This window comes from Cupriavidus sp. 01L415 (genome assembly GCF_056400065.1).
This window is the reverse complement of sequence record NZ_JBFTSP010000001.1, coordinates 343,474-362,981: the sequence shown is the minus strand read 5'-3', so window position 1 is coordinate 362,981 and position 19,508 is coordinate 343,474. Positions and strand designations below refer to the sequence as shown.

Annotated in this window: 18 protein-coding genes; 14 read left to right on the top strand and 4 right to left on the bottom strand. The window is 67.0% G+C overall.

Going from position 1 to position 19,508, the window contains the following annotated elements:
* The first annotated feature begins 11 nt into the window (after positions 1 to 11).
* The 13 genes from AC1DOX_RS01690 to AC1DOX_RS01630 all read left to right on the top strand — a co-directional run bounded on the left by AC1DOX_RS01690 (position 12) and on the right by AC1DOX_RS01630 (position 14,539).
* Positions 12 to 1,019 carry an ABC transporter permease subunit gene (locus AC1DOX_RS01690; protein WP_441622472.1) on the top strand — a complete coding sequence of 336 codons (1,008 nt, stop codon included), beginning with the start codon at positions 12 to 14 and terminating at the stop codon, positions 1,017 to 1,019.
* A 77-nt stretch (positions 1,020 to 1,096) separates the two neighbouring features.
* On the top strand, positions 1,097 to 2,047 hold the full coding sequence (locus AC1DOX_RS01685; protein ID WP_441622508.1) for an ABC transporter substrate-binding protein: 951 nt from the start codon (positions 1,097 to 1,099) through the stop codon (positions 2,045 to 2,047).
* Positions 2,048 to 2,138: 91 nt separating this feature from the next.
* Positions 2,139 to 3,629 carry a glucose-6-phosphate dehydrogenase gene (zwf, locus tag AC1DOX_RS01680; RefSeq protein WP_441622506.1) on the top strand — a complete coding sequence of 497 codons (1,491 nt, stop codon included), beginning with the start codon at positions 2,139 to 2,141 and terminating at the stop codon, positions 3,627 to 3,629.
* Between the two features lie 125 nt (positions 3,630 to 3,754).
* Positions 3,755 to 5,428, top strand: coding sequence for a glucose-6-phosphate isomerase (gene pgi / locus AC1DOX_RS01675; RefSeq protein ID WP_441622470.1), 1,674 nt, complete (start codon positions 3,755 to 3,757; stop codon positions 5,426 to 5,428).
* Positions 5,422 to 6,357 carry a carbohydrate kinase family protein gene (locus AC1DOX_RS01670; protein ID WP_441622504.1) on the top strand — a complete coding sequence of 312 codons (936 nt, stop codon included), beginning with the start codon at positions 5,422 to 5,424 and terminating at the stop codon, positions 6,355 to 6,357. The genes pgi and AC1DOX_RS01670 overlap by 7 nt, the downstream gene beginning before the upstream one ends.
* Before the next feature lie 93 nt (positions 6,358 to 6,450).
* A complete protein-coding gene (locus AC1DOX_RS01665) occupies positions 6,451 to 6,798 on the top strand; it encodes a mechanosensitive ion channel protein MscS (protein WP_441622468.1) in 348 nt (115 codons plus the stop codon).
* A 478-nt stretch (positions 6,799 to 7,276) separates the two neighbouring features.
* Positions 7,277 to 8,242, top strand: coding sequence for a Bug family tripartite tricarboxylate transporter substrate binding protein (locus AC1DOX_RS01660; RefSeq protein WP_441622466.1), 966 nt, complete (start codon positions 7,277 to 7,279; stop codon positions 8,240 to 8,242).
* Positions 8,243 to 8,267: 25 nt separating this feature from the next.
* Entirely contained in the window at positions 8,268 to 9,236 is a 969-nt protein-coding gene (locus AC1DOX_RS01655; RefSeq protein WP_092137868.1) for an NAD(P)H-dependent flavin oxidoreductase, read from the top strand.
* Positions 9,229 to 9,960 carry an enoyl-CoA hydratase/isomerase family protein gene (locus AC1DOX_RS01650; protein WP_441622464.1) on the top strand — a complete coding sequence of 244 codons (732 nt, stop codon included), beginning with the start codon at positions 9,229 to 9,231 and terminating at the stop codon, positions 9,958 to 9,960. Before AC1DOX_RS01655 ends, AC1DOX_RS01650 begins: the two co-directional genes overlap by 8 nt.
* A 6-nt stretch (positions 9,961 to 9,966) precedes the next feature.
* On the top strand, positions 9,967 to 11,166 hold the full coding sequence (locus tag AC1DOX_RS01645; RefSeq protein WP_441622462.1) for a CaiB/BaiF CoA transferase family protein: 1,200 nt from the start codon (positions 9,967 to 9,969) through the stop codon (positions 11,164 to 11,166).
* A gap of 18 nt (positions 11,167 to 11,184) precedes the next feature.
* Positions 11,185 to 11,943: an enoyl-CoA hydratase/isomerase family protein gene (locus AC1DOX_RS01640; protein WP_441622460.1), complete on the top strand. Its 759-nt coding sequence runs from the start codon at positions 11,185 to 11,187 to the stop codon at positions 11,941 to 11,943.
* Positions 11,940 to 13,565 carry an AMP-binding protein gene (locus tag AC1DOX_RS01635; RefSeq protein WP_441622458.1) on the top strand — a complete coding sequence of 542 codons (1,626 nt, stop codon included), beginning with the start codon at positions 11,940 to 11,942 and terminating at the stop codon, positions 13,563 to 13,565. Before AC1DOX_RS01640 ends, AC1DOX_RS01635 begins: the two co-directional genes overlap by 4 nt.
* A 14-nt stretch (positions 13,566 to 13,579) precedes the next feature.
* Positions 13,580 to 14,539 (top strand): hydroxymethylglutaryl-CoA lyase, encoded by a 960-nt coding sequence (locus AC1DOX_RS01630; RefSeq protein ID WP_441622456.1) that lies wholly within the window; start codon positions 13,580 to 13,582, stop codon positions 14,537 to 14,539.
* Here AC1DOX_RS01630 and AC1DOX_RS01625 read toward each other — a convergent pair.
* Entirely contained in the window at positions 14,507 to 15,130 is a 624-nt protein-coding gene (locus AC1DOX_RS01625; protein WP_092137862.1) for a MarR family winged helix-turn-helix transcriptional regulator, read from the bottom strand. The genes AC1DOX_RS01630 and AC1DOX_RS01625 overlap by 33 nt on opposite strands.
* Before the next feature lie 204 nt (positions 15,131 to 15,334).
* On the opposite strand from AC1DOX_RS01625, the gene AC1DOX_RS01620 reads away from it, so the two are divergent.
* The gene (locus tag AC1DOX_RS01620; protein ID WP_441622453.1) at positions 15,335 to 16,459 is read left to right on the top strand and encodes a porin; all 1,125 of its coding nucleotides are present in this window, start codon (positions 15,335 to 15,337) and stop codon (positions 16,457 to 16,459) included.
* Between the two features lie 107 nt (positions 16,460 to 16,566).
* Here AC1DOX_RS01620 and AC1DOX_RS01615 read toward each other — a convergent pair whose 3' ends face one another.
* The 3 genes from AC1DOX_RS01615 to AC1DOX_RS01605 all read right to left on the bottom strand — a co-directional run bounded on the left by AC1DOX_RS01615 (position 16,567) and on the right by AC1DOX_RS01605 (position 19,433).
* The gene (locus AC1DOX_RS01615; protein WP_441622502.1) at positions 16,567 to 16,971 is read right to left on the bottom strand and encodes a DUF2501 domain-containing protein; all 405 of its coding nucleotides are present in this window, start codon (positions 16,969 to 16,971) and stop codon (positions 16,567 to 16,569) included.
* Positions 16,972 to 17,173: 202 nt separating this feature from the next.
* Positions 17,174 to 18,394: an MFS transporter gene (locus tag AC1DOX_RS01610; RefSeq protein WP_441622451.1), complete on the bottom strand. Its 1,221-nt coding sequence runs from the start codon at positions 18,392 to 18,394 to the stop codon at positions 17,174 to 17,176.
* Between the two features lie 115 nt (positions 18,395 to 18,509).
* Positions 18,510 to 19,433, bottom strand: a complete 924-nt coding sequence (locus AC1DOX_RS01605; protein ID WP_441622449.1) for a LysR family transcriptional regulator — start codon at positions 19,431 to 19,433, stop codon at positions 18,510 to 18,512.
* Positions 19,434 to 19,508: the final 75 nt, after the last annotated feature.

Below are 19,508 nucleotides of genomic sequence, written 5' to 3'. Positions count from 1 at the left end.
CGGAGACAGCCATGCATCTTTCCCGCCCCCACCACGACGCCGCGGCCATCGCCGCACCCGCCGGCCGCAGCGGCATCACCACGCAGGAGCGCCTGCGCGCGCTGGGCATGTTGCCGATCCTGGTGCTGCTTTGCATCGGCTTTGCGGTGCTCACGGAGAACTTCGCGAGCTGGCAGAACCTCTCCATCGTCGCGCAGCAGGCGTCGATCAACATGGTGCTGGCCGCCGGCATGACCTTTGTGATCCTGACGGGCGGCATTGACCTCTCGGTGGGTTCCATCCTGTCGATCTCCGCCGTGGTGGCGATGCTCGTCTCGCTCATGCCGCAGCTGGGCGCGCTGAGCGTGCCGGCCGCGCTGCTGTGCGGGCTGTTGTTCGGGCTGGTGAACGGCGCGCTGGTGGCCTTCCTCAACCTGCCGCCGTTCATCGTCACGCTGGGCACGCTCACCGCGGTGCGCGGCCTGGCGCGGCTGGTGGGGCATGACAGCACGATCTACAACCCCGATATCGGCTTTGCCTTTATCGGCAATGGCGAAGTCCTCGGCGTGCCGTGGCTGGTGGTGATTGCCATCGCGGTCGTGGCGGTGGCCTGGTTCGTCCTGCGCCGGACCGTGCTTGGCCTGCATATCTATGCCGTGGGCGGCAATGCCGAGGCCGCGCGGCTCTCCGGCATCAAGGTGTGGATCGTGCTGCTGTTCGTCTATGCGGTGTCCGGCCTGCTGTCGGGGCTGGGCGGCGTGATGTCGGCCTCGCGGCTCTATGCCGCCAACGGGCTGCAGCTCGGGCAGTCCTATGAGCTGGATGCCATCGCGGCGGTCATTCTCGGCGGCACCAGCTTCGTCGGCGGCGTGGGCTCCATTGGCGGCACCCTGATTGGCGCGCTGATCATCGCGGTGCTGTCCAACGGACTGATCCTGCTGGGCGTGTCGGACATCTGGCAGTACATCATCAAGGGCCTGGTCATCATCGGCGCCGTGACGCTGGATCGCTATCGCCGCAAGGGTTCGGCCCGGACGTGATGCGACGTGACGCAACGACTGGCGAATCCTTGTTCAGGAGACATGACGTGTGGAAGCAAACTCTGATGGCCGTGGCCATGGCCGCCTGCGCGGCAGGCGCGCAAGCGCAGGCGCAGGCACAGGCACAGGGCCAGACGGCCCCGGCAACGTCCGCCGATAGCCGCCCGCTGAAGAAGGTTGGCGTAACGCTCGGTTCGCTTGGCAATCCTTACTTCGTTGCGCTGGCGCGCGGCGCGGAGGCCGCGGCCAAACAGGTCAATCCCGATGCCCGGGTCACCGTGCTGTCGGCCGACTACGACCTGAACAAGCAGTTCTCCCACATCGACAGCTTCATCGTGTCGAAGGTGGACCTTATCCTGATCAATGCGGCCGATGCCCGCGCAATCGAGCCCGCCGTGCGCAAGGCCCGCAAGGCCGGCATCGTCGTCGTGGCGGTGGACGTCGGGGCCGCTGGCGCCGATGCCACCGTCCAGACCGACAACACGCGCGCCGGCGAGCTTGCGTGCGGCTATATCGCGGACCGCCTGAAGGGCACCGGTGCCGTGATCATCCAGAACGGTCCGCCGGTTTCCGCCGTGCTCGACCGCGTGAAAGGGTGCAAGACCGTACTCGCCAGGCATCCGGCCATTCGGATTCTTTCCGACGACCAGGATGCGAAGGGATCGCGCGAAGGCGGCCTGAACGTGATGCAGCACTACCTGACGCGCTTCCCGAAGATCGATGCCGTCTTCACCATCAACGACCCGCAGGCGGTGGGGGCAGACCTGGCCGCGCGGCAGCTGAACCGCCGGGGCATCGTGATTGCCTCGGTGGACGGGGCGCCCGATATCGAGGCCGCGCTCAAGGCCGATACGCTGGTGCAGGCGTCCGCCAGCCAGGACCCCTGGGCCATCGCCCGCACCGCCGTGGAGATCGGCGTCGGCCTGATGCACGGGCAGGCGCCCGCCAGCCGCACGGTGCTGCTGGCGCCGACGCTGGTCACGCGCGACAACGTGAAGGAATACCGCGGCTGGTCCGCGCCGCGATAGCGGATAGCCGATAGCGCCGGCGAGAGCAATGCAACCCACGTGGATCGGCCCGCCAGCGCTGGCGGCGTCCACGTCCGATACAGGTGACACGATGCAGAACCCATCCATACCGGCGGTGCCGGAATTCGATTTCGTCCTTTTCGGCGGCACGGGCGACCTGGCCAGGCGCAAGCTGCTGCCGGCGCTGTTCGATGCGCACAGCGTGGGATCGCTGCATGAGCGGGGACGCATCATTGCGCTCGGCAGCCAGCCGCTGACGCAGTCCGCCTACCTGAACATGCTGGAGGCCGAGGTCCGCCCGGCGTTGCCCGCCGCTGCGGCCGCCGAGGTGTGGAACGCCTTCGTCGCCCGCATCACCTATCTGCAGGTCGATGCCAACGTGCCGCAGCAATTCGACGCGCTGGCGGAACTGGTGCGGGCCCGTGCGGCGCCCGTCGTGGTCTGCTACTTCGCGACCGGCCCGCAGCTGTTCGTGCCGATCTGCCAGCAGCTGGCGCGCACGGGGCTCAATCATCCTGGCGTGCGCGTGGTGCTGGAGAAGCCGCTCGGCCATGACCTGCAATCGTCCGAATCCATCAATGCCGCGGTGGCCGAATTCTTCGCCGAAGACCAGATCTATCGCATCGACCACTACCTGGGCAAGGAGTCCGTACAGAACCTGCTGGCCATGCGCTTCGGGAACGCGCTGTTCGAACCCCTCTGGCGGCGCGAATGGGTGCGGGATGTCCAGATCACCATCGCCGAAGAGCTTGGCGTGGAAAAGCGCGGCGGCTTCTATGACGGCACCGGTGCGCTGCGCGACATGGTGCAGAACCACCTGCTGCAACTGCTCTGCATGGTGGCGATGGAACCTCCCGCCAGCCTGGCGGAAGACGCCATCCGCGACGAGAAACTGAAGGTGCTCAAGGCGCTCAAGCCGATTGCCCTCCACGAGGTGGCGGAAAAGGCGGTGCGGGGCCAGTATTGCCGCGGCGCGGCGGTGGGTGGGCCGGTGCAGGGCTACGTGAATGAGCCAGGCATCCCCGCCGACAGTCGCACCGAGACCTTCGTGGCCGTCAAGGCCGAGATCGCCAACTGGCGCTGGGCGGGCGTGCCGTTCTACCTGCGCACCGGCAAGCGCATGCAGCAGCGACTGGCCGAGATCGTGGTGCAGTTCCGCGACGTGCCGTACTCGCTGTTTCCGCGCCCTCTGGACCATGCGCCCGGCAACCGGCTGGTGATCACGTTGCAGCCCGAGGAAAGCATCCGGTTGCATTTCCTCGTCAAGCAGCCGGGTGATACCCAGGCGCTGCAGCCCGCCTCGCTGGATCTGCAACGCATCCTGCCGCGCGGGCAGGGCGCTCGCCATGAGCGCAAGGCCGGCGCGTATGAGCGGCTGTTGCTCGATGTCATCCGCGGCCGGCTGCGGCTGTTCGTGCGGCGCGACGAGCAGGCACAGGCCTGGCGCTGGGTCGCGCCGATCCTGCAGGCGTGGGAACACAACCGCGAGGCGCCCAAGCTCTACACGGCCGGCACCTGGGGCCCGGCGGCGTCGAGCGCGCTGCTGTCCCGCAACGGGGCGGTCTGGCACGAGGAACTATAGGCAGCGCATGCTGCGCGGGCGGACGGATCGACAGGACGACGGACCGCCGGACAGCCCGCAATCCGGTCCGTCACACGGCAAGCCGCGCAGCAAGCCAGGCAGCACACAACGCAGGAGGCCACATCATGTCCCACACGCTACCCGCTTGGCGGGCCCTGGAGATTCACGCCGAATCGCTCCGCCATGCGCATATGCGCGACTGGTTCGAGGGCGAGGCCGGCGCCGCGCGCAGCCAGCAATTCGTGGTGGAAGCCGCCGGCCTGACACTCGACTATGCCAAGAACCTGATCACCGCGGAAACGCTTTCGCTACTGCGCGACCTCGCCAACCAAATCGGACTGGTGCAGCGGCGTGAGGCGATGTTCCGGGGCGAGACCGTGAACACGACCGAATGCCGCGCGGCGCTGCACATGGCGCTGCGCGCGCATCCCTCGGATGACTACCGGGCGCAGGGCCTGGCCGTGACAGCGACAGTGGCCGCCGTGCTCGACCAGATGGCGCGCTTTGCCGATGCCGTGCGCAGCGGCAGGTGGCGCGGCCACGACGGCCAGACGATTACCGATGTGGTCAATATCGGCATCGGTGGCTCGGACCTTGGCCCACGCATGGTGTGCCGCGCGCTCGGCCATCTGGACCCGACCGGGCCGCGCATGCACTTCGTGGCCAATGTCGACGGCAGCGACCTCGCTACCGTGCTGGCGCACCTGGACCCGGCCCGCACGCTGGTGATCGTCTGCTCCAAGACGTTCACCACGCTGGAGACCATGGCCAACGCGCATACCGCGCGCGCGTGGTACCTCGACCGTGGCGTCAGGTCCGATCAACTGGCGCGTCATTTCGTGGCGGTGTCCACGCATCGCGAGGCCGTCGTGGCCTTCGGCATCGATCCGGCGAACATGTTCCCGTTCTGGGACTGGGTTGGCGGCCGCTTCTCGCTTTGGTCCGCGGTGGGGTTGTCGATCGTGCTGGCGATCGGCTTCGAACGCTTTCGCGCATTGCTCGACGGCGCCCGCGCGATGGATCAGCACTTCGCGCAGGCGCCGCTGGCGCACAACATGCCGGTCATCCTCGGCTTGCTGGATGTCTGGTACCGCAGTTTCCTCGGCACGGGCAGCCGCTGCGTGGCGCCATACTGCGAACCGCTGGAACTGCTGCCGGCGTACCTCCAGCAACTGGAAATGGAAAGCAACGGCAAGTCGGTGCAGCACGACGGCTCGCCCGTTGTCGGCGGTACGGCGCCCGTGGTGTGGGGCACGACGGGCACCAACGGCCAGCACGCCTATTTCCAGATGGTGCATCAGGGCTCGCACTGGATGCCGGTGGACTTCATCACCACGCTGACTCCCGTGCGCGACGTGCCGGGCCATCACAGCAAGCTGCTGGCCAACTGCTTCGCCCAGGGCGAGGCGTTGCTGCGCGGCCGCACGGCCGACGAGGTCCGCGCACTGGGCATCGACGACGAACGACTGGTGCCGCATATGGTCTTCCATGGCAATCGTCCGAGCCATACCATCCTGCTGCAGTGCCTGGACCCGTTCCACCTCGGCGCGCTGATCGCGCTGTCGGAGCACCGCACGTTCGTTCAGGGCGTGCTGTGGAATGTCAATTCGTTCGACCAGTGGGGCGTGGAACTCGGCAAGACGCTGGCCGGGCCAATCGAGCGCGAGCTGGAGGGCGGGCCGAGCCAGTCGCACGATGCCTCCACCGCGGCGCTGATCCGCCGGGCGCGACTTGCCACAGGCACTCGTCGTTCGCAACCCGTCGCGGCCGGATGCCGTATGGAGACATCGCAATCATGACGCCGCTACCGTCCTATGTGGTCTTTGGCGAAGCGCTGACCGACATGGTCTGCCAGGGTGGCCAGCACTGGCTGGGGCTGCCGGGGGGCTCGTGCTGGAATGTGGCGCGTGTTGGCGCGCGCCAGGGCATCCCCACCGCCTTCGCGGGTGCCATCAGCCAGGACACGCTCGGTGACGCGCTGACCGAGGCGAGCCTGGAGGCCGGCCTGGACCTGCGTTTCCTGCAGCGGGTGGACCGGTCACCGTTGCTGGCCTTCGTGACCGCCCAGCATCCGCCGCAATACTTCTTCGTGGGCGATGACAGTGCGGACCTGTATTTCGAGCCGGCGCGTCTCCCCCCGGGCTGGCGGGAAGCGGCGCGCACCGTGCACTTCGGCTCGCTGAGCCTGGCACGCGAGCCCCTGGCCGGCAGGCTGTGCGCGGAAGCCGGGCAGGCCGCCGCCGCCGGCAAACGCATCGCCTTTGATCCCAATTTCCGCGAGCCGATGCGCGATCCGGCCTATGCGCGGGTGTTCGCTCATATGGTGGGGCTGGCCCACTACATCAAGGTATCCGACGAAGACCTGCGGGCCCTGTACCCATCGCTTGACGAAGGTGCGGCAGTGGCCGCGCTGCGTGCAATGGCGCCGAAGGCAGCGGTGCTGCTGACGCGCGGTGCGCATGGCATGACGCTCCTGCAAGGCGATGACGTCGTGGAGCAGCGGGCCCTGCCGGTGGAGGTCAGCGATACCGTGGGCTGTGGCGATGCCGCGATGGGGGGATGGATGACAGCGCTGCTGCGCAATCCGGCTGCCACACCGGCCGAGCAGGTTCACTGGGCGGCGGCCACGGCAGCCGCGGCCGCCATGCGGTCCGGCGCCTATGCGCCGACGACGGACGAGGTGGCGGACCTGCTGCGGGAGGCGCGTCCCCTTGGTTACGCCCGTTAACATCTGCTCACCATCGCGTAACCCACTGTAATCAATCGTCGTGCATGATGGATTCCATCTGACAACGCCAATCTGGGCGACAAGGAGCCTGAAATGCGCAAGTCGATTCGTTACACCGGTTTGGCCGTACTTTGTGCCGCGATGGTTGCCGCAGGGCCTGCCTCGGCCCATGGTCGCTACCACGGCGGCGGCGGATCAAACGATGGCATCGCGCTGGCGTTGGGGGCGCTCGCCGGCCTGGCCATCGGTGCCGCCGTGGTCGGCAGCCAGGTAGCCGTTGCCGCGCCGGCGCCGGTCTATGCGCCCCCGCAACCGGTCAGCTATGCCGCGCCGCAGGTGCCGCCGGGCTACTGCTATCGCAACTACGACGGCGCCTACGTGCCATGCCAGCCGGCCGCGCCGGTGCGCTACATGGCGCCACAGCCCATGTACGGCTATTGAGAGGCATTGAACCGCGCTAACGGCAATCCCGGCGGCGACGGTCACCATCGTGGGTGATTGGCCGTTGCCGCCAATGCTGCCGTTGCCACCGTAGCCGGGCGCCTGACCGAGGCGCCGCCACGGTGCGCCACCTCGGCAGGCCATGTTCGACAACGGCCTGCAAGACGCACAGAAAACTTCGCCGCATCTCCCATGCGGCCATGACTTCGGCCCGCGGGGCCGCCCCGGGCTTCCGCCCCTCGTAACGAGGGCGGCCCGGCTTCTCTCTCGCTCACAGCCCATCCCGAGCACAGGCCTGGCTGCCTTGACCACCGGCATGCCATTCGCCTTCCGCACGAGTGCGCGCGGGAGACGCTTCCTGCATATATCCTCGAGCGCCCGTTTACTCACGCAAGCTCACGCAGGAATGGTGGACGAATAAAACTATTTAAATTACTATGTCCACAAACGTCGAACTAGAACAACCGAAGGAGACCCAATGTTGCGCCTCATGAAGTACACCATGTCGCTGGCCACCCTGCTGGCCGTCGGTTCAGCGCAGGCAGCCTTTCCGGAAAAGCCGGTGGTCCTGATCGTGCCGTTCGCGGCCGGGGGGCCGGCGGACGTCATGGCGAGAACCCTCGCCAAGTCCATGGGGACCCGCCTCGGGCAGACCATCGTGGTCGAAAACCGCCCGGGGGCGGGCGGCGTGGTGGGGATTTCGTCGGTGGCAAGGGCGCAGGCCGATGGCTACACGCTCGGCATGGCCGGCACCGGCGCCATGGTCTATGCACCGTTCATCTCCCCCAAGATGCCGTTCGACCCGCTCAAGGATGTCACGTACCTGACCACGATGGTCCGCACGCCGAACCTGCTGGTCGTCAATGCCGGCTCGCCGATGAAGTCGGTCGCGGACTTGCTCGCCAGCGCCAAGCGGGAGCCGGACAAGTTCACGGTCGCCTCCGCAGGCGTAGGCAGCAGTACCCATGTCGTCGGCGCGCTGTTCCAGCGTGAAGCGGCCGTCCGACTGCGACATATCCCCTACAAGGGGGGCGCACCGGCAGTGCAGGACCTGATGGGCGGACAGGTGGACATGTTCATCGCCGAGGTTCCTGCCGTGGCCCATCTGATCAAGTCCGGCAAGTTGCGCGGATTGATGGTGACGGACACCAAGCGGCTGCCCGCGCTGCCCGATGTGCCGACGGCCGCCGAAGTCGGCTTGCCCAAGGTCATCGCATCGGGTGCCTACGGCATCGTCGCACCGCGTGGATTGCCGGACGACGTGGCGCGCAAGCTCGTCGACGCCGCCACCGCCGCGTTGCGCTCGCCCGAGGTCGTGGAGAAATTTGCAGAGCAGGGTGGCATCGCACAACCCGGCGGGCCGGATGCCTACCGTGCGCAGGTGAAGGCCGAACAGGATCGCTGGGGGCCGATCATCAAGGCGGCAGGCATCACGTCGGAGTGACCGGGTTTTCAAGAGGAAGCACAACATGAGCATCAAGACGCGCATCACCGAACTACTCGGGATCCGCTACCCCATTTTCCAGGCGGGCATGAGTTGGGCGTCGTCGAGTTCCCTGCTTGCCGGGACGGTATCGAAAGCCGGCGGCCTTGGGGTCATCGCGGCCGGGCCGATGCGGCCCGAGGACCTGCGCAGCGCGATTCGCGAAGTGCGCGAGATCACCGATGCGCCGTTCGCCGTCAACGTCGCGCTGTACAACAAACGCGCGGCCGAGCACCTGCAGATCGTGCTCGATGAAGGGGTGCCAGTCCTGATCGCCTCGCAGGGAAGCCCCCGCGAACATATCGCGCGCTTCAAGAGCGCAGGGGTCAAGTGGCTGCATGTCGTGGCGCATCCGGATCACGCACGCAAGGCGGAAGCCGCAGGGGTGGACGGGCTGATCGTGGTCGGTGGCGAAGCCGGTGGCCATCCGCCACCGAGCGGCACGAGCACGCTGGTCCTGGTGCGGATGATTGCCAGGGCGGTTGGCATCCCGGTCGTGGCGGGCGGGGGCGTGGCCGATGGCGCCGGCGTGGCGGCCATGCTGTGCCTGGGCGCCGATGCGGTCCAGATGGGAACACGCTTCCTGCTGACGCCCGAAGCATCGCTGCATGATGCCTACAAGGAAAAGGTGCTGGCCGCCGGTGTCGGCGACACCACGCTGGTGGGCTGGCGCGGCTTGCCGATCCGCGCGGTGCGCAACGCCTTTACGGCCGAGTACGAGGCCGCCGAGCAGGCCGGCCAGCCGCGCGAGGCACTCGAGGCGCTATTTGGCAGCCGATCACTGAAAATGGCGGCGCTCGACGGCGACGTCGAGCAAGGCAAGGTCGAGGCGGGCCAGTGTGCCGCGCTGATCGATGAGCTGGTGCCGGCGGCCACGCTGGTGGAGCGCATCATGGCCGAGACATGCGAAGCGGTAGGACATATTGCGAAACAACAAGGGTACAGACATGGATGAACTCCTGATCGAGGACGTCGGCCACGTGCGCATGCTGCGCATGAACCGGCCGGCCAAGCGCAATGCGCTGAACAATGCGCTGACCCGCGGGCTGGTCGACGCCCTGGCCGCCGCCGAAGCCGACGATGCGGTGCACGTGGTGGTGCTGACAGGAAACGGCCCCGCATTCTGCGCGGGTGCCGACATCTCCGAATTCAAGGATCTCACGCCCGACCAGATGTCACGCGTGGAGGATCGCGCCGAGCTGACGATGCAGCTTCACCTCAGCGTATCGCGCATGAGCAAGCCCGTGATTGCCGCGGTGAATGGCTTCGCGATGGGTGGCGGGGCGGGGCTGGCCATCGCCTGCGACCTGGCGCTTGCGGCACGCTCCGCGCGCATCGGCTATCCCGAGGTCAAGCATGGCATCGTCGCCGCCATCGTGTTGCCGAACCTGACGCGCCAGATTGGCCGCAAGGCGGCCTTCCATCTGGTGGCGACCGGCGAGACCATCGACGCGGAACGTGCCGTCGAACTGGGCATGTTCAACGCGGTGCACGCCGACGACGTGCTGATGGATGAAACCATGGCGCTCGCGAGCCGGCTCGCGGGCGTCAGCCGTGCCGCCATGGCCACGACCAAGCGGACCTTCCACGAGGTGGTGGACTCCCCGCTCGCGCGCGGCCTGGAGATCGGCCGGGAAGCCAACAAGCGCATGCGCAGCTTCGTGCCGAAGGGGCAGTAGATCGCCATGGCCAAGCCACTCGAGCACATCACCATTCTCGACCTCTCGCGGGTGCTGGCATGCCCGTTCGCGTCGATGATTCTTGCGGAACTCGGCGCCACGGTGATCAAGGTCGAGCAGCCCGACGTCGGCGACGAGACACGCGGTTTCGAGCCGCGCGTCGAAACGCCTGCGGGCTCCGAGAGCGCCTATTACATGGCCTTCAACCGCAGCAAGCAGTCGATCACGGTCAACCTGCGCAGCGAGGCGGGCCAGCAGATCGTGCGGGATCTGGCGGCCGGCGTTGACGTGGTGATCGAGAATTTCCCCGTGGGTACGCTGAAGCGCTACGGACTGGGCCCCGAGACGCTCCGGGAAATCAATCCGCGCCTGGTCTACCTGTCTTGCACGGGCTTTGGACAAACCGGCCCCTATGCGCCGCGCAAGGGCTATGACACGGTGTTTCAGGCCATGGGCGGCATCATGAGCCTGACCGGAGAGCGCGATGGCGGCCCAGTCAAGCCGGGGCTGCCGGTGGCCGACCTGACCTCGGGCCTCTGGGCGGCCATCGCCGTCCTGTCCGCGTTGCAGGGCCGCAGCGCAACGGGAGAGGGCTGCCACATCGATCTTTCCATGTTCGATGGGCAGGTCAGCCTGCTGACGCTGGCCGCGGCGCGCTGGTTTGCGCTGCACGAGGTGCCGCCGCGCATGGGCACCGAGCATCCGGGGCGGGTGCCGTCGGCCAGCTTCCAGGCGGCGGACGGGCGCTGGCTGCATATCACCGCCAGCGATCAGCACTGGCTGCCGTTGTGCAAGGCGCTAGGACTCGAGGCCTGGGGCGCCGAACCGGAACTGCTGACCAATGCCGGCCGCGTGCGCCGGCGCGACGAGGTGATGCTGCAACTGACGCAGGCGATGGCCGCGCACGAACGCGACGCGCTCTGCGCTCTCCTGGACGCCGCAGGCGTGCCTGCCGGGCCGATCAAGGCCGTCGATGAAATCCTGACGGATCCCCATGTGCTGGCGCGCGGCATGGTCTCCAGTTTCGATCATCCCGTCATCGGCTCATTTCCGGCGCTGCCGGTGCCCTTGCGCTTTGACGGCTGGGACAACCCCGAGGTCGGGAGGCCCCCGCTGCTCGGGGAGCATACGAGCGACGTTCTCCAGGAGCGGCTCGGGATCGATGCGGAACGCGTGCGGCAGTTGCGCGAAATGAAGGCCATTTGAGGGCCAACCGAGGCAATCATGACTGAAGCTAACGAACAGGCGGTGCGGTATGCCGTTGACGGCGGCATCGCCACCATCACCCTGAACCGGCCGGAAGCCCGCAATGCGCTGAACCTGGCGATGTGCGAAGGCCTGCAGGCCGCGGCCAGCGCGGCGGCTGCCAACCCTGAGATCCGTGTGGTGCTGGTGCGAGCCGCCGGCTCCGTGTTCTGCGCCGGGGCCGACCTCAAAGAGCGCAAGACCATGGACGAATCGCAGGTGCTTGCGCGCCGCATGCGCGGGTTCTTTGCCTATGAGGCACTGGAGAGCCTGCCGATGCCGGTGATCGCCGTGATCGATGGCGCCGCGGCGGGCTCGGGCGTGGAAATCGCCGCTGCCTGCGACTTCGCCGTTGCCACGCCGGACGCGACGTTCTGGACGCCGGAAGCGCAGTGGGGCACCGTGGGCGCGACGCAGCGCCTGTCGCGAATTGTCGGCAAGCGGCTGGCGAAGGACATGATGTTCACCGGGCGCCGCCTGACGGCGGCGGAGGCGCTCGAGGTGGGCCTCGTCACGCGTATCGTCGCGCGCGATGCCCTGGAAGCGGAAGTCGGCCAGATGGCCGCGACCATCGCCAAGGCGCCGCCGCTGGGGATGCGGCTGGCAAAGCGTTGCATCGATCGTGGCATCGAGCTGGGCCCGCGCGGCGCCCTGGCCGAGGAATTGCTGGCGATCGAGGAAAATCTGGCACGCTCCGACTGGCGGTCGGGGATCGGTGCCTTTGGAGAGACGAAATGAAATGGGAACCTCGCACGCTGAGTGCCAACCTGTCGTTGCAAGCCAGGCAACGGGGCGCGCAGCAAGCCCTCGTGACGCAGGATGCATCCACCAGCTGGCGCGATCTCGAGGCGCAGGCAATCCGCGTTGCCAAGGCGTTGCTGGCCCACGGCGTTCGCCGGGGGGATTTTGTCGGCCTGCTGTGCGGCAACGATGAACACTGGGTGGCGAGCTTCTATGGGGCCGCGCTGATCGGCGCCGTGACCGTGCCCGTGAATACCCGCTTCAAGGCGGCCGAGATCGAATACTGCCTGCGCCAGTCGGACGTGCGGCTGCTGATCCTGGCCGATCGCTTCCTCAAGATCGACTTCATGGTATTCCTCCGCGAGGTCGAGCCGGCGGTCGATCAGGCGCTCCCGGGGCAGGCGCTGCCGCTGCTGGACAACGTGGTGGTCATCGGCGAGGACGTGCCGCGCGCCGGGCTTGACTGGTTTGCGTTCCTCGATGCCGGCGCTGCGGTGTCGGACGACGTGCTCGCCGAAGCCATGCGATGCGTGACGCCGTTCGACCTCTTGCTCATCCAGTTCACCTCCGGCACGACGGCGCACCCCAAGGGGGTGATGCTCACGCACGACAACATGTTGCGCAACGCCACCGCCGTGGGCCGGCGGCTGGGCATCGAGGCTTCGGATCGCTACTTCAACTGCCGCCCGTTCTTCCACGTCGCAGGCTCGACGCTCTCGCTGCTGTGCGCGCTGTGCGCCGGCGCGTGCATCGTCACGCTGCCAACTTTCGAGGCGGGCGCCGCGCTGACGATGCTCGCGGACGAGCGCTGCACCTTCATCTCGGGCAACGACACGATCTTCCAGATGCTGATGGCGCATGCCTCGTTCGACCGCACGCGGCTCCACCTGCGGGGTGGGTGGGCTGCGGCGGGACCGGACACCATGCGGCGCATCATCGACGAGATGGGTATCGACAAGATCTGCTGGGCCTACGGCCTGTCGGAAGCTTCGCCCAATGTCGCGATCAATGACTGGCGCGACGAGGAGTCGCTGCGCGTGGGCGGCTTTGCCTCGCCGCACGACGGCGTGGCCGTGCGCATCGTCGATGAAGCATCGGGGCACCCGTGCGCGGCCGGGGAAGTGGGCGAGATCCAGGTGCGCGGCTGGGGGGTGATGAAGGGCTACTACAAGCAGGCCGAGGCCAATGCCAGGGTGTTCACCGCCGACGACTGGCTGAGGACCGGCGATCTGGGCGCCTTGCGCGCCGACGGGCGGCTGCGTCTGGTTGGCCGCCTGAAGGATGTGTTCCGCGTGGGCGGGGAGAACGTCGCGCCTGCCGAGGTGGAGCAGGTGCTGCTGTCTCATCCGGCAATCGCGACCGCCCAGGTGGTGGGGGTGCCGGACGCGCGCCTCGGCGAGGTGCCTGCCGCGTTCGTGACGCTCAAGCCGGGCCAGACGCTGGACGCCGAGGCGCTTCTGGCCTGGAGCAAGCCGCGCATGGCCAACTTCCGGATCCCGCGCTATGCGCAGGTGGTGACGGATTTCGAACGCATCGGCATGACGGCCAGCGGCAAGGTGCAAAAGAACAAGCTGCGTGAACACGCGATTGCGCTGTTTCAACTGTCGGGCAAGCCATGATTGCGGAGACTGCAATGAATGCCGAAGTCGTGCTGTGTGAGTGCTTTGCCCGCGACGGGTTGCAGCATGAACCGGATTTTGTGCCCACCGAGATCAAGGCGGCACTGGTCGATCGCTTCGCGCAGATCGGATTTCCTCGCGTGGAGGCCACGTCGTACTCGAATCCGAAGGTCGTGCCGCAGTTCTCCGACGCGACGGAACTGCTACGCACGCTGCCTCGACGCGACGGCGTCATGTACAAGGCGACCTGCGCCAATCTGCATGCCGTGGAACGCGCGCTGACCGACCGCGAGACCGGTATCGGCGCGAATGAGGTGAGCTTGCTGGTGTCCGCCTCGGCGTCGCATTCCGAGCGCAACCTCAAGCGCAGCCGCGAGGCGCAGTGGGAAAACGTTCGCGCCATGGCGGAGGCGGCGCGGGGGCGCTTTCGCATGGTGGGGACCATTTCGGTGGCCTTCGGCTGCCCGTTCGAAGGCCGTGTCGATGCGCAGGAAGTGCTGCGCGACGTCGGCCGCTTCCGCGACCTGGGCGTCGGGCTGGTGACGCTGGGCGATACCACTGGCATGGCCACGCCGCAGACCGTCCGCGCGCTGTTCCGCGCCATGCGCAAGGACTTTCCCGACGTCACGCCGATCGCGCATTTTCACGATACGCGGGGTACGGGCCTGGTCAACTACGTCGCCGCGCTGGAAGCCGGCGTCACCCACTTCGATTGCGCAATGGGCGGGGTCGGCGGGCATCCGGCCAAGGTGCAGTATGGCGGCGGCCATACCGGCAATGTGTGCACGGAGGACTGGGTCGGGCTGCTCGATTCCATGGGGGTGCGCACCGGCATCGACCTCGACGGGCTGCTGGAAGCATCGAAGCGGTGCGAAGCGGTGCTCGACCGGCCGTTGCACAGCCGGGTGCTGCGCAGCGGCTTCAATCCGCTGCGTGCCTCGTCAGTTGCCGCCAACCAGCCGGTTGAGCCGTGACACCAGCGCGCGGATCTCGGCAAGATCGAGTCCGTCGCTGTTCCCCGAATCCGCCGGCGACGTACCGGTCGCGGCGGGCTCGTCCTCGTCGATCGTCTCGCCGCTGGCTGCCCGCCGTTCGTCCTCCAATACGCTGCGTGCACTGACGGTCAGCGCCGCCAGCATCTCCATGAGCTGACTGCGCTGCTCGGTGCTGAGCGGGCTCAGCAGCCGTTCATTGCGTGCATTCGCATCGACAATCACCTTGCGGTAGAGCGCATCGCCTGCCTTGGTCAGGCTGAGCAGCACGGCGCGGGCATCCGCGTCACTGCGCTCGCTGGCGACGAGTCCGCGCTCGATCAGACCCGACACCGTACGGCTTGCATAGCTCTTGTCCAGGGCGGCACGGCGTGCGAGTTCCTTCAGCGAAAGCGGCGCGTGGGCGCCGAGCATCCCGATTGAACGCCATTCGAGCAGCGTGAGGTTGAACTTGCGCTGAACGCGCAACGACGCGCTCGCGGCGGAGAGGCCGGCCAGGTTATGCAGGCGCGAGGAGAGCAGGTCGGTAATGACCCGCGGTGCCGCGCTTGAGCCGCGTTTCGATCCGCTCATTGGCAAGGACTCCGGTTGGTTGTTTCCGTCAACGATTCTAACTGCATTGTCTGATGCGCAGGCGACACAGTGACGCGCCCATTTAGTTTACCTCGTCCATCATATAGTTTACATTCGAAACCACTTTAAACGAGAAGAGAGAGGAGACAGCATGTACATCACAGCAGGAACGTTCGAGGTCAACGTGCGAGGCCGGGCGACGCGATGAAGAAGATCTGGACTGTCGGCATCATGCTGAGCATGACCGGCGCCGCGCACGCGCAAACCTCGATCACGCTTTACGGTCTGCTCGATACGGCGATTTCGTATCAGACGCACCAGGTGGCCGCGACGAATGCGGCAGGCCGCGCCACCAGCAGCGGTTCGGTGCTCGGCGTGGCACCGGGATTCTTCAACGGATCGCGTTGGGGCATCCTGGGGAGCGAGGACCTCGGTGGCGGCCTGTCCGCGGTGTTCCGGCTCGAATCCGGATTCGCCCCGGATACCGGCTTGTCGCTGCAGGGCGCGCGGCTGTTCGGTCGACAAGCCTTTGTCGGCCTGAACGGCGAATACGGACAGATCACGCTGGGTCGTCAATACAGCGTACCGTTCGACGTCCTGCTGCCGTTCGACACGATTGGCTGGGGCAACACGCCCGCGAGCGACGTCTGGGTGCAATTGCTGGCCGGCTCGCGCCTTGATAACTCAGTCAAGTACGCGCAGCAAATCGGGCCGCTCAAGCTGACGGCGGCGTATTCCGCCGGCGAACTGGCGGGAAGCGTCGCCAATGGATCGACGTTTGCGGCAGGTGTTGGCTACGCAAGCGGAAAGTTTGCAACCGGGATTGTCGGCCAGCAGGCCAAGGATCCGGCCGGACACAAGCAGACCAATTCCGGTGTGGGCGCGTCGTACGTGATCGGCCCCGTGACCTTGCATGGCTACTATCTCTTCGCGCGCCGCGATGGTGCCTTCGCGCCGTCGGGCGGCCAGGACTTTGCGCCGACCTATGGCACCTTCGCCCAGGCGTATGCCAATCCGGGACTGACCAATGTCGGGGCCAGCACCACGGCACGGACGGATCACGTCTTCCAGTTCGGCACCACCTACCAAGTCACGTCAGCGCTGCAGGTGAAAGCGGCGGCCATCTATGACACGGCCAGGCATGTCAGCGCCGCCGGAGAGAATGGCTACAAGCTGTCCGCATTCCTGATCGGGGATTACTTCTTCTCCAAGCGCACGGACGTCTATCTCGCAGGGACCTACAACAAGGTCAGCGCCAGCCTGAACGCGCCCTATGGCGGTCACTCCGACAGCATCGGCGCGTTGCTGGGGATGCGGCATCGGTTCTGAGGCCGACTGCATCGGAGGGGTCAATCGGTGGAGCTCACATCGCCTGCGCGCGATGTGAGCTCGCCGGGGCAGGCAGCATGGCCCCGGGATCTTTCATATTCGAGCGGTCAAAGCATGGATTTGCCCTGGGCGAGGATCTTGTCGCAGACCTGCTTGGTGACCTCGGCTTTCAGGCCGCTGCTGCTGAGATCCATCTTGCTGCCACTGCTGGTGGACAGGATGCCGCGCGAGCCGTCGCTATAGCCGCTGTCCTTCGTACCGCCTGAAACCGAGCCGAGCAATTTGTCCTTCACCGCGGAGGTCGCGGCATCCGCGTTCAGATAGTTGTTCTTGACGCAGTATTCGATCACGCCGGCTGCGTTGCCGGCGCTGCCGGAGCTGAGCGACGACATCGACAGGCCGCCGAGGCCGCCGAGGCTGCCGAGCGCACCGGTGGCACTCTGACCGGAGCTGCCGCCCAGCGGGGACGATTTCATCATGTCGCCGAGCTGCGCATTGACAAGACCGGACATGACGAGCAGGCAGGCGGGAACGGTCAGCCATGCCGTGCGGCGCACGGCGGCGGGGAGGGAAAACTCAGCCATGGGAAGACTCCTTGTGAGGTCATGCCGTGAATGGCCTCACTACTATATGCCGCGTGAAGCGGCTGAATCCGGAATCGACGCCGTGACATGATCTATCGGGCACAACCGCGGGGCCTCGGTCGGCGTGGCGTTACGGCTGCGCCCGGCGACGCGGTGCCATGGCGAGCGCCGTGAGCGACAGTATCGCCAGCGCACTGCCGGTCAGTGCCACGCCGTGCCAGCCAAGGCGGGCGTACAGGCCGCTGGCCATCGCCGATCCCGCGGCGCCGCCTGCGAAGATCGCCGTCATGTAGAGCGCATTGAGCCTGGCGCGGCTGGCGGCATCGAGCGCATAGATCGCGCGCTGGCCCAGCACCATGTTCATCTGCACCGCAAAGTCCAGCGCGATGCCGGTGAGGGCGAGCCAGTAGACGCCATGCGCGCCCCCCATCATGCCGGGCACGAAACTCAGCGCCGCGAGGATCATCGCGGCAAACGAGGCGATGCGGGTATGGCCCGCGTCCGCCAGGCGGCCGGCAATCGGTGCGGCGGCGGCGCCGAGCGCGCCGACCAGCGCGAACAGGCCGATCTGCGATTGCGACAAGCCATAGTGGCTGGCCAGCTCCATCGGCGCGGCCGTCCAGAACAGGCTGAACGCCGCGAACAACAGGGCCTGATACAGCGCGCGCTGGCGCAACACCGCAAAGCGCGCGAACAGCTGCCACAACGACGCGAGCAGGCTCCGGTAGCTGGCCTTGTGCTGCGGCACATGGCGCGGCAGCGTGCTGGCCATGATGCCGACGGTCGCGAGCGTCATTGCCGCAGCCACCATGAAGACCGAGCGCCATCCGAAGTACTGGGCGAGCAGGCTCGACAGCGGGCGCGCCAGCAGGATGCCGGAAAGCAGGCCGCCCATGATCGTGCCGACGATGCGGCCGCGCATGGCCTCGGGTGCCAGATGTGCCGCGAGCGGAATCAGGATCTGCACGCTGACGGAGCTGAGGCCGAGCAGCAGCGACACCAGCAGGAACGGGCCCGGGTGCGCGGCGAGCCCGGCGGCGACGAGGCTCACCGTGGCCGCTGCGCCACTGAGCATCAGCAGTCGGCGGTTCTCGTGGAGATCGGCCAGCGGCACCAGGAAGAACAGGCCGAACGCATAGCCGACTTGCGTGAGCGAGACGATCAGGCTGGCGCTGTGGGCAGACAAGCCGATTTCGGGGGCGATCAGCTCGATGATCGGCTGCGCATAGTAGAGATTGGCCACGAGCACGCCGGCGCAAAGCGCAAACAAGGCGACCAGTGCCGCCGGCATGGCGTGGGGCGCGGAACGGACGGTTCCGAGGGCAGGGGAGGTGGGTGCGGGGGTATCCATGGCGATGGCGTTGGGGCCAGTTCGGTTGCAATGCCCAAAGCTTAAAAACAGGATGGCGCCAGGGGAATGCCAACGCCTCGCAACTCAGCGTTGCGCACAGGGCAATGCGCGTGCCTCAGGCGTCACGGCGAAAGGGGCCGGGAAGCTCCGCGAGGAATGCGAGGAATGCGCCAATGCGGCGTGAACCGCGTTGGTTTGGCAGGTAGAGCGCGGAGATCACGCCGCTGGTCTGGTCCGGATTGACCGTCCAGTCGTCAAACAGGGCGATCAGGTCGCCGCGTGCGATGTCGTCATCGATGAGCCAGTCAGGCAGCAGGCCGATGCCGCCGCCGGACAGCACGATCTCGCGCAGCACCTCGGCGTTGTTGGCGCGGAAAGGGCCGGCGACCGGCACCCTGAGCTCATCGCCGCCAGCGCCGCCGCGCCGGAACGTCCAGACCTGATCGCGTGCGCCATAACTGAATCGCAGGCAGCGGTGATTGACCAGCGCCATCGGCTCCACCGGCGAACCGGCGTCTTTCAGGTAAGCGGGGCTCGCCACCACGCGTCGCCGGAACTGGCCGATCTCGCGCGCGATGACGTTGTCATAGGTCGCCGCGGTGCCCAGACGTACCGAGAGGTCGATGCGCTCGCCGAGCAGGTCGACAATCTCGTCGGTCAGCGTGACTTCCAGCTCGAGTTGCGGGTACCGGGCGAGCAGGCTGCCAAGGTGGGGCGCGATGCAGCGCCGGCCGAAGGCGACGGGCAGCGACACGCGCAGCTGCCCTACCGGCACCTCGCCGCGGTCCGCGATCAGCGCATCGGCTTCTTCCACGGCATCCAGGATCTTGCGCGCCTGCTGGTAATACGCCGCGCCGGCCTCGGTGACGGTCACCTGGCGTGTGGAGCGGTTCAGCAGCACGGCACCGAGCGAGTTCTCCAGGCCGTCCAGTGCACGGGTGACCGACGACGTGGCCAGATCCATGCGACGCGCGGCGGCGGAAAAACCCTGCGCATCCACGGTCTCGACGAACATCTTCAATGCGAGCAGCTTGTCCATGGCGGTGTCAGCGTTTTGCAGCGCACAGGATGCGCAGGGTGGCGGGCGCGCGGTGCAGGCATAGGTCGACCATAT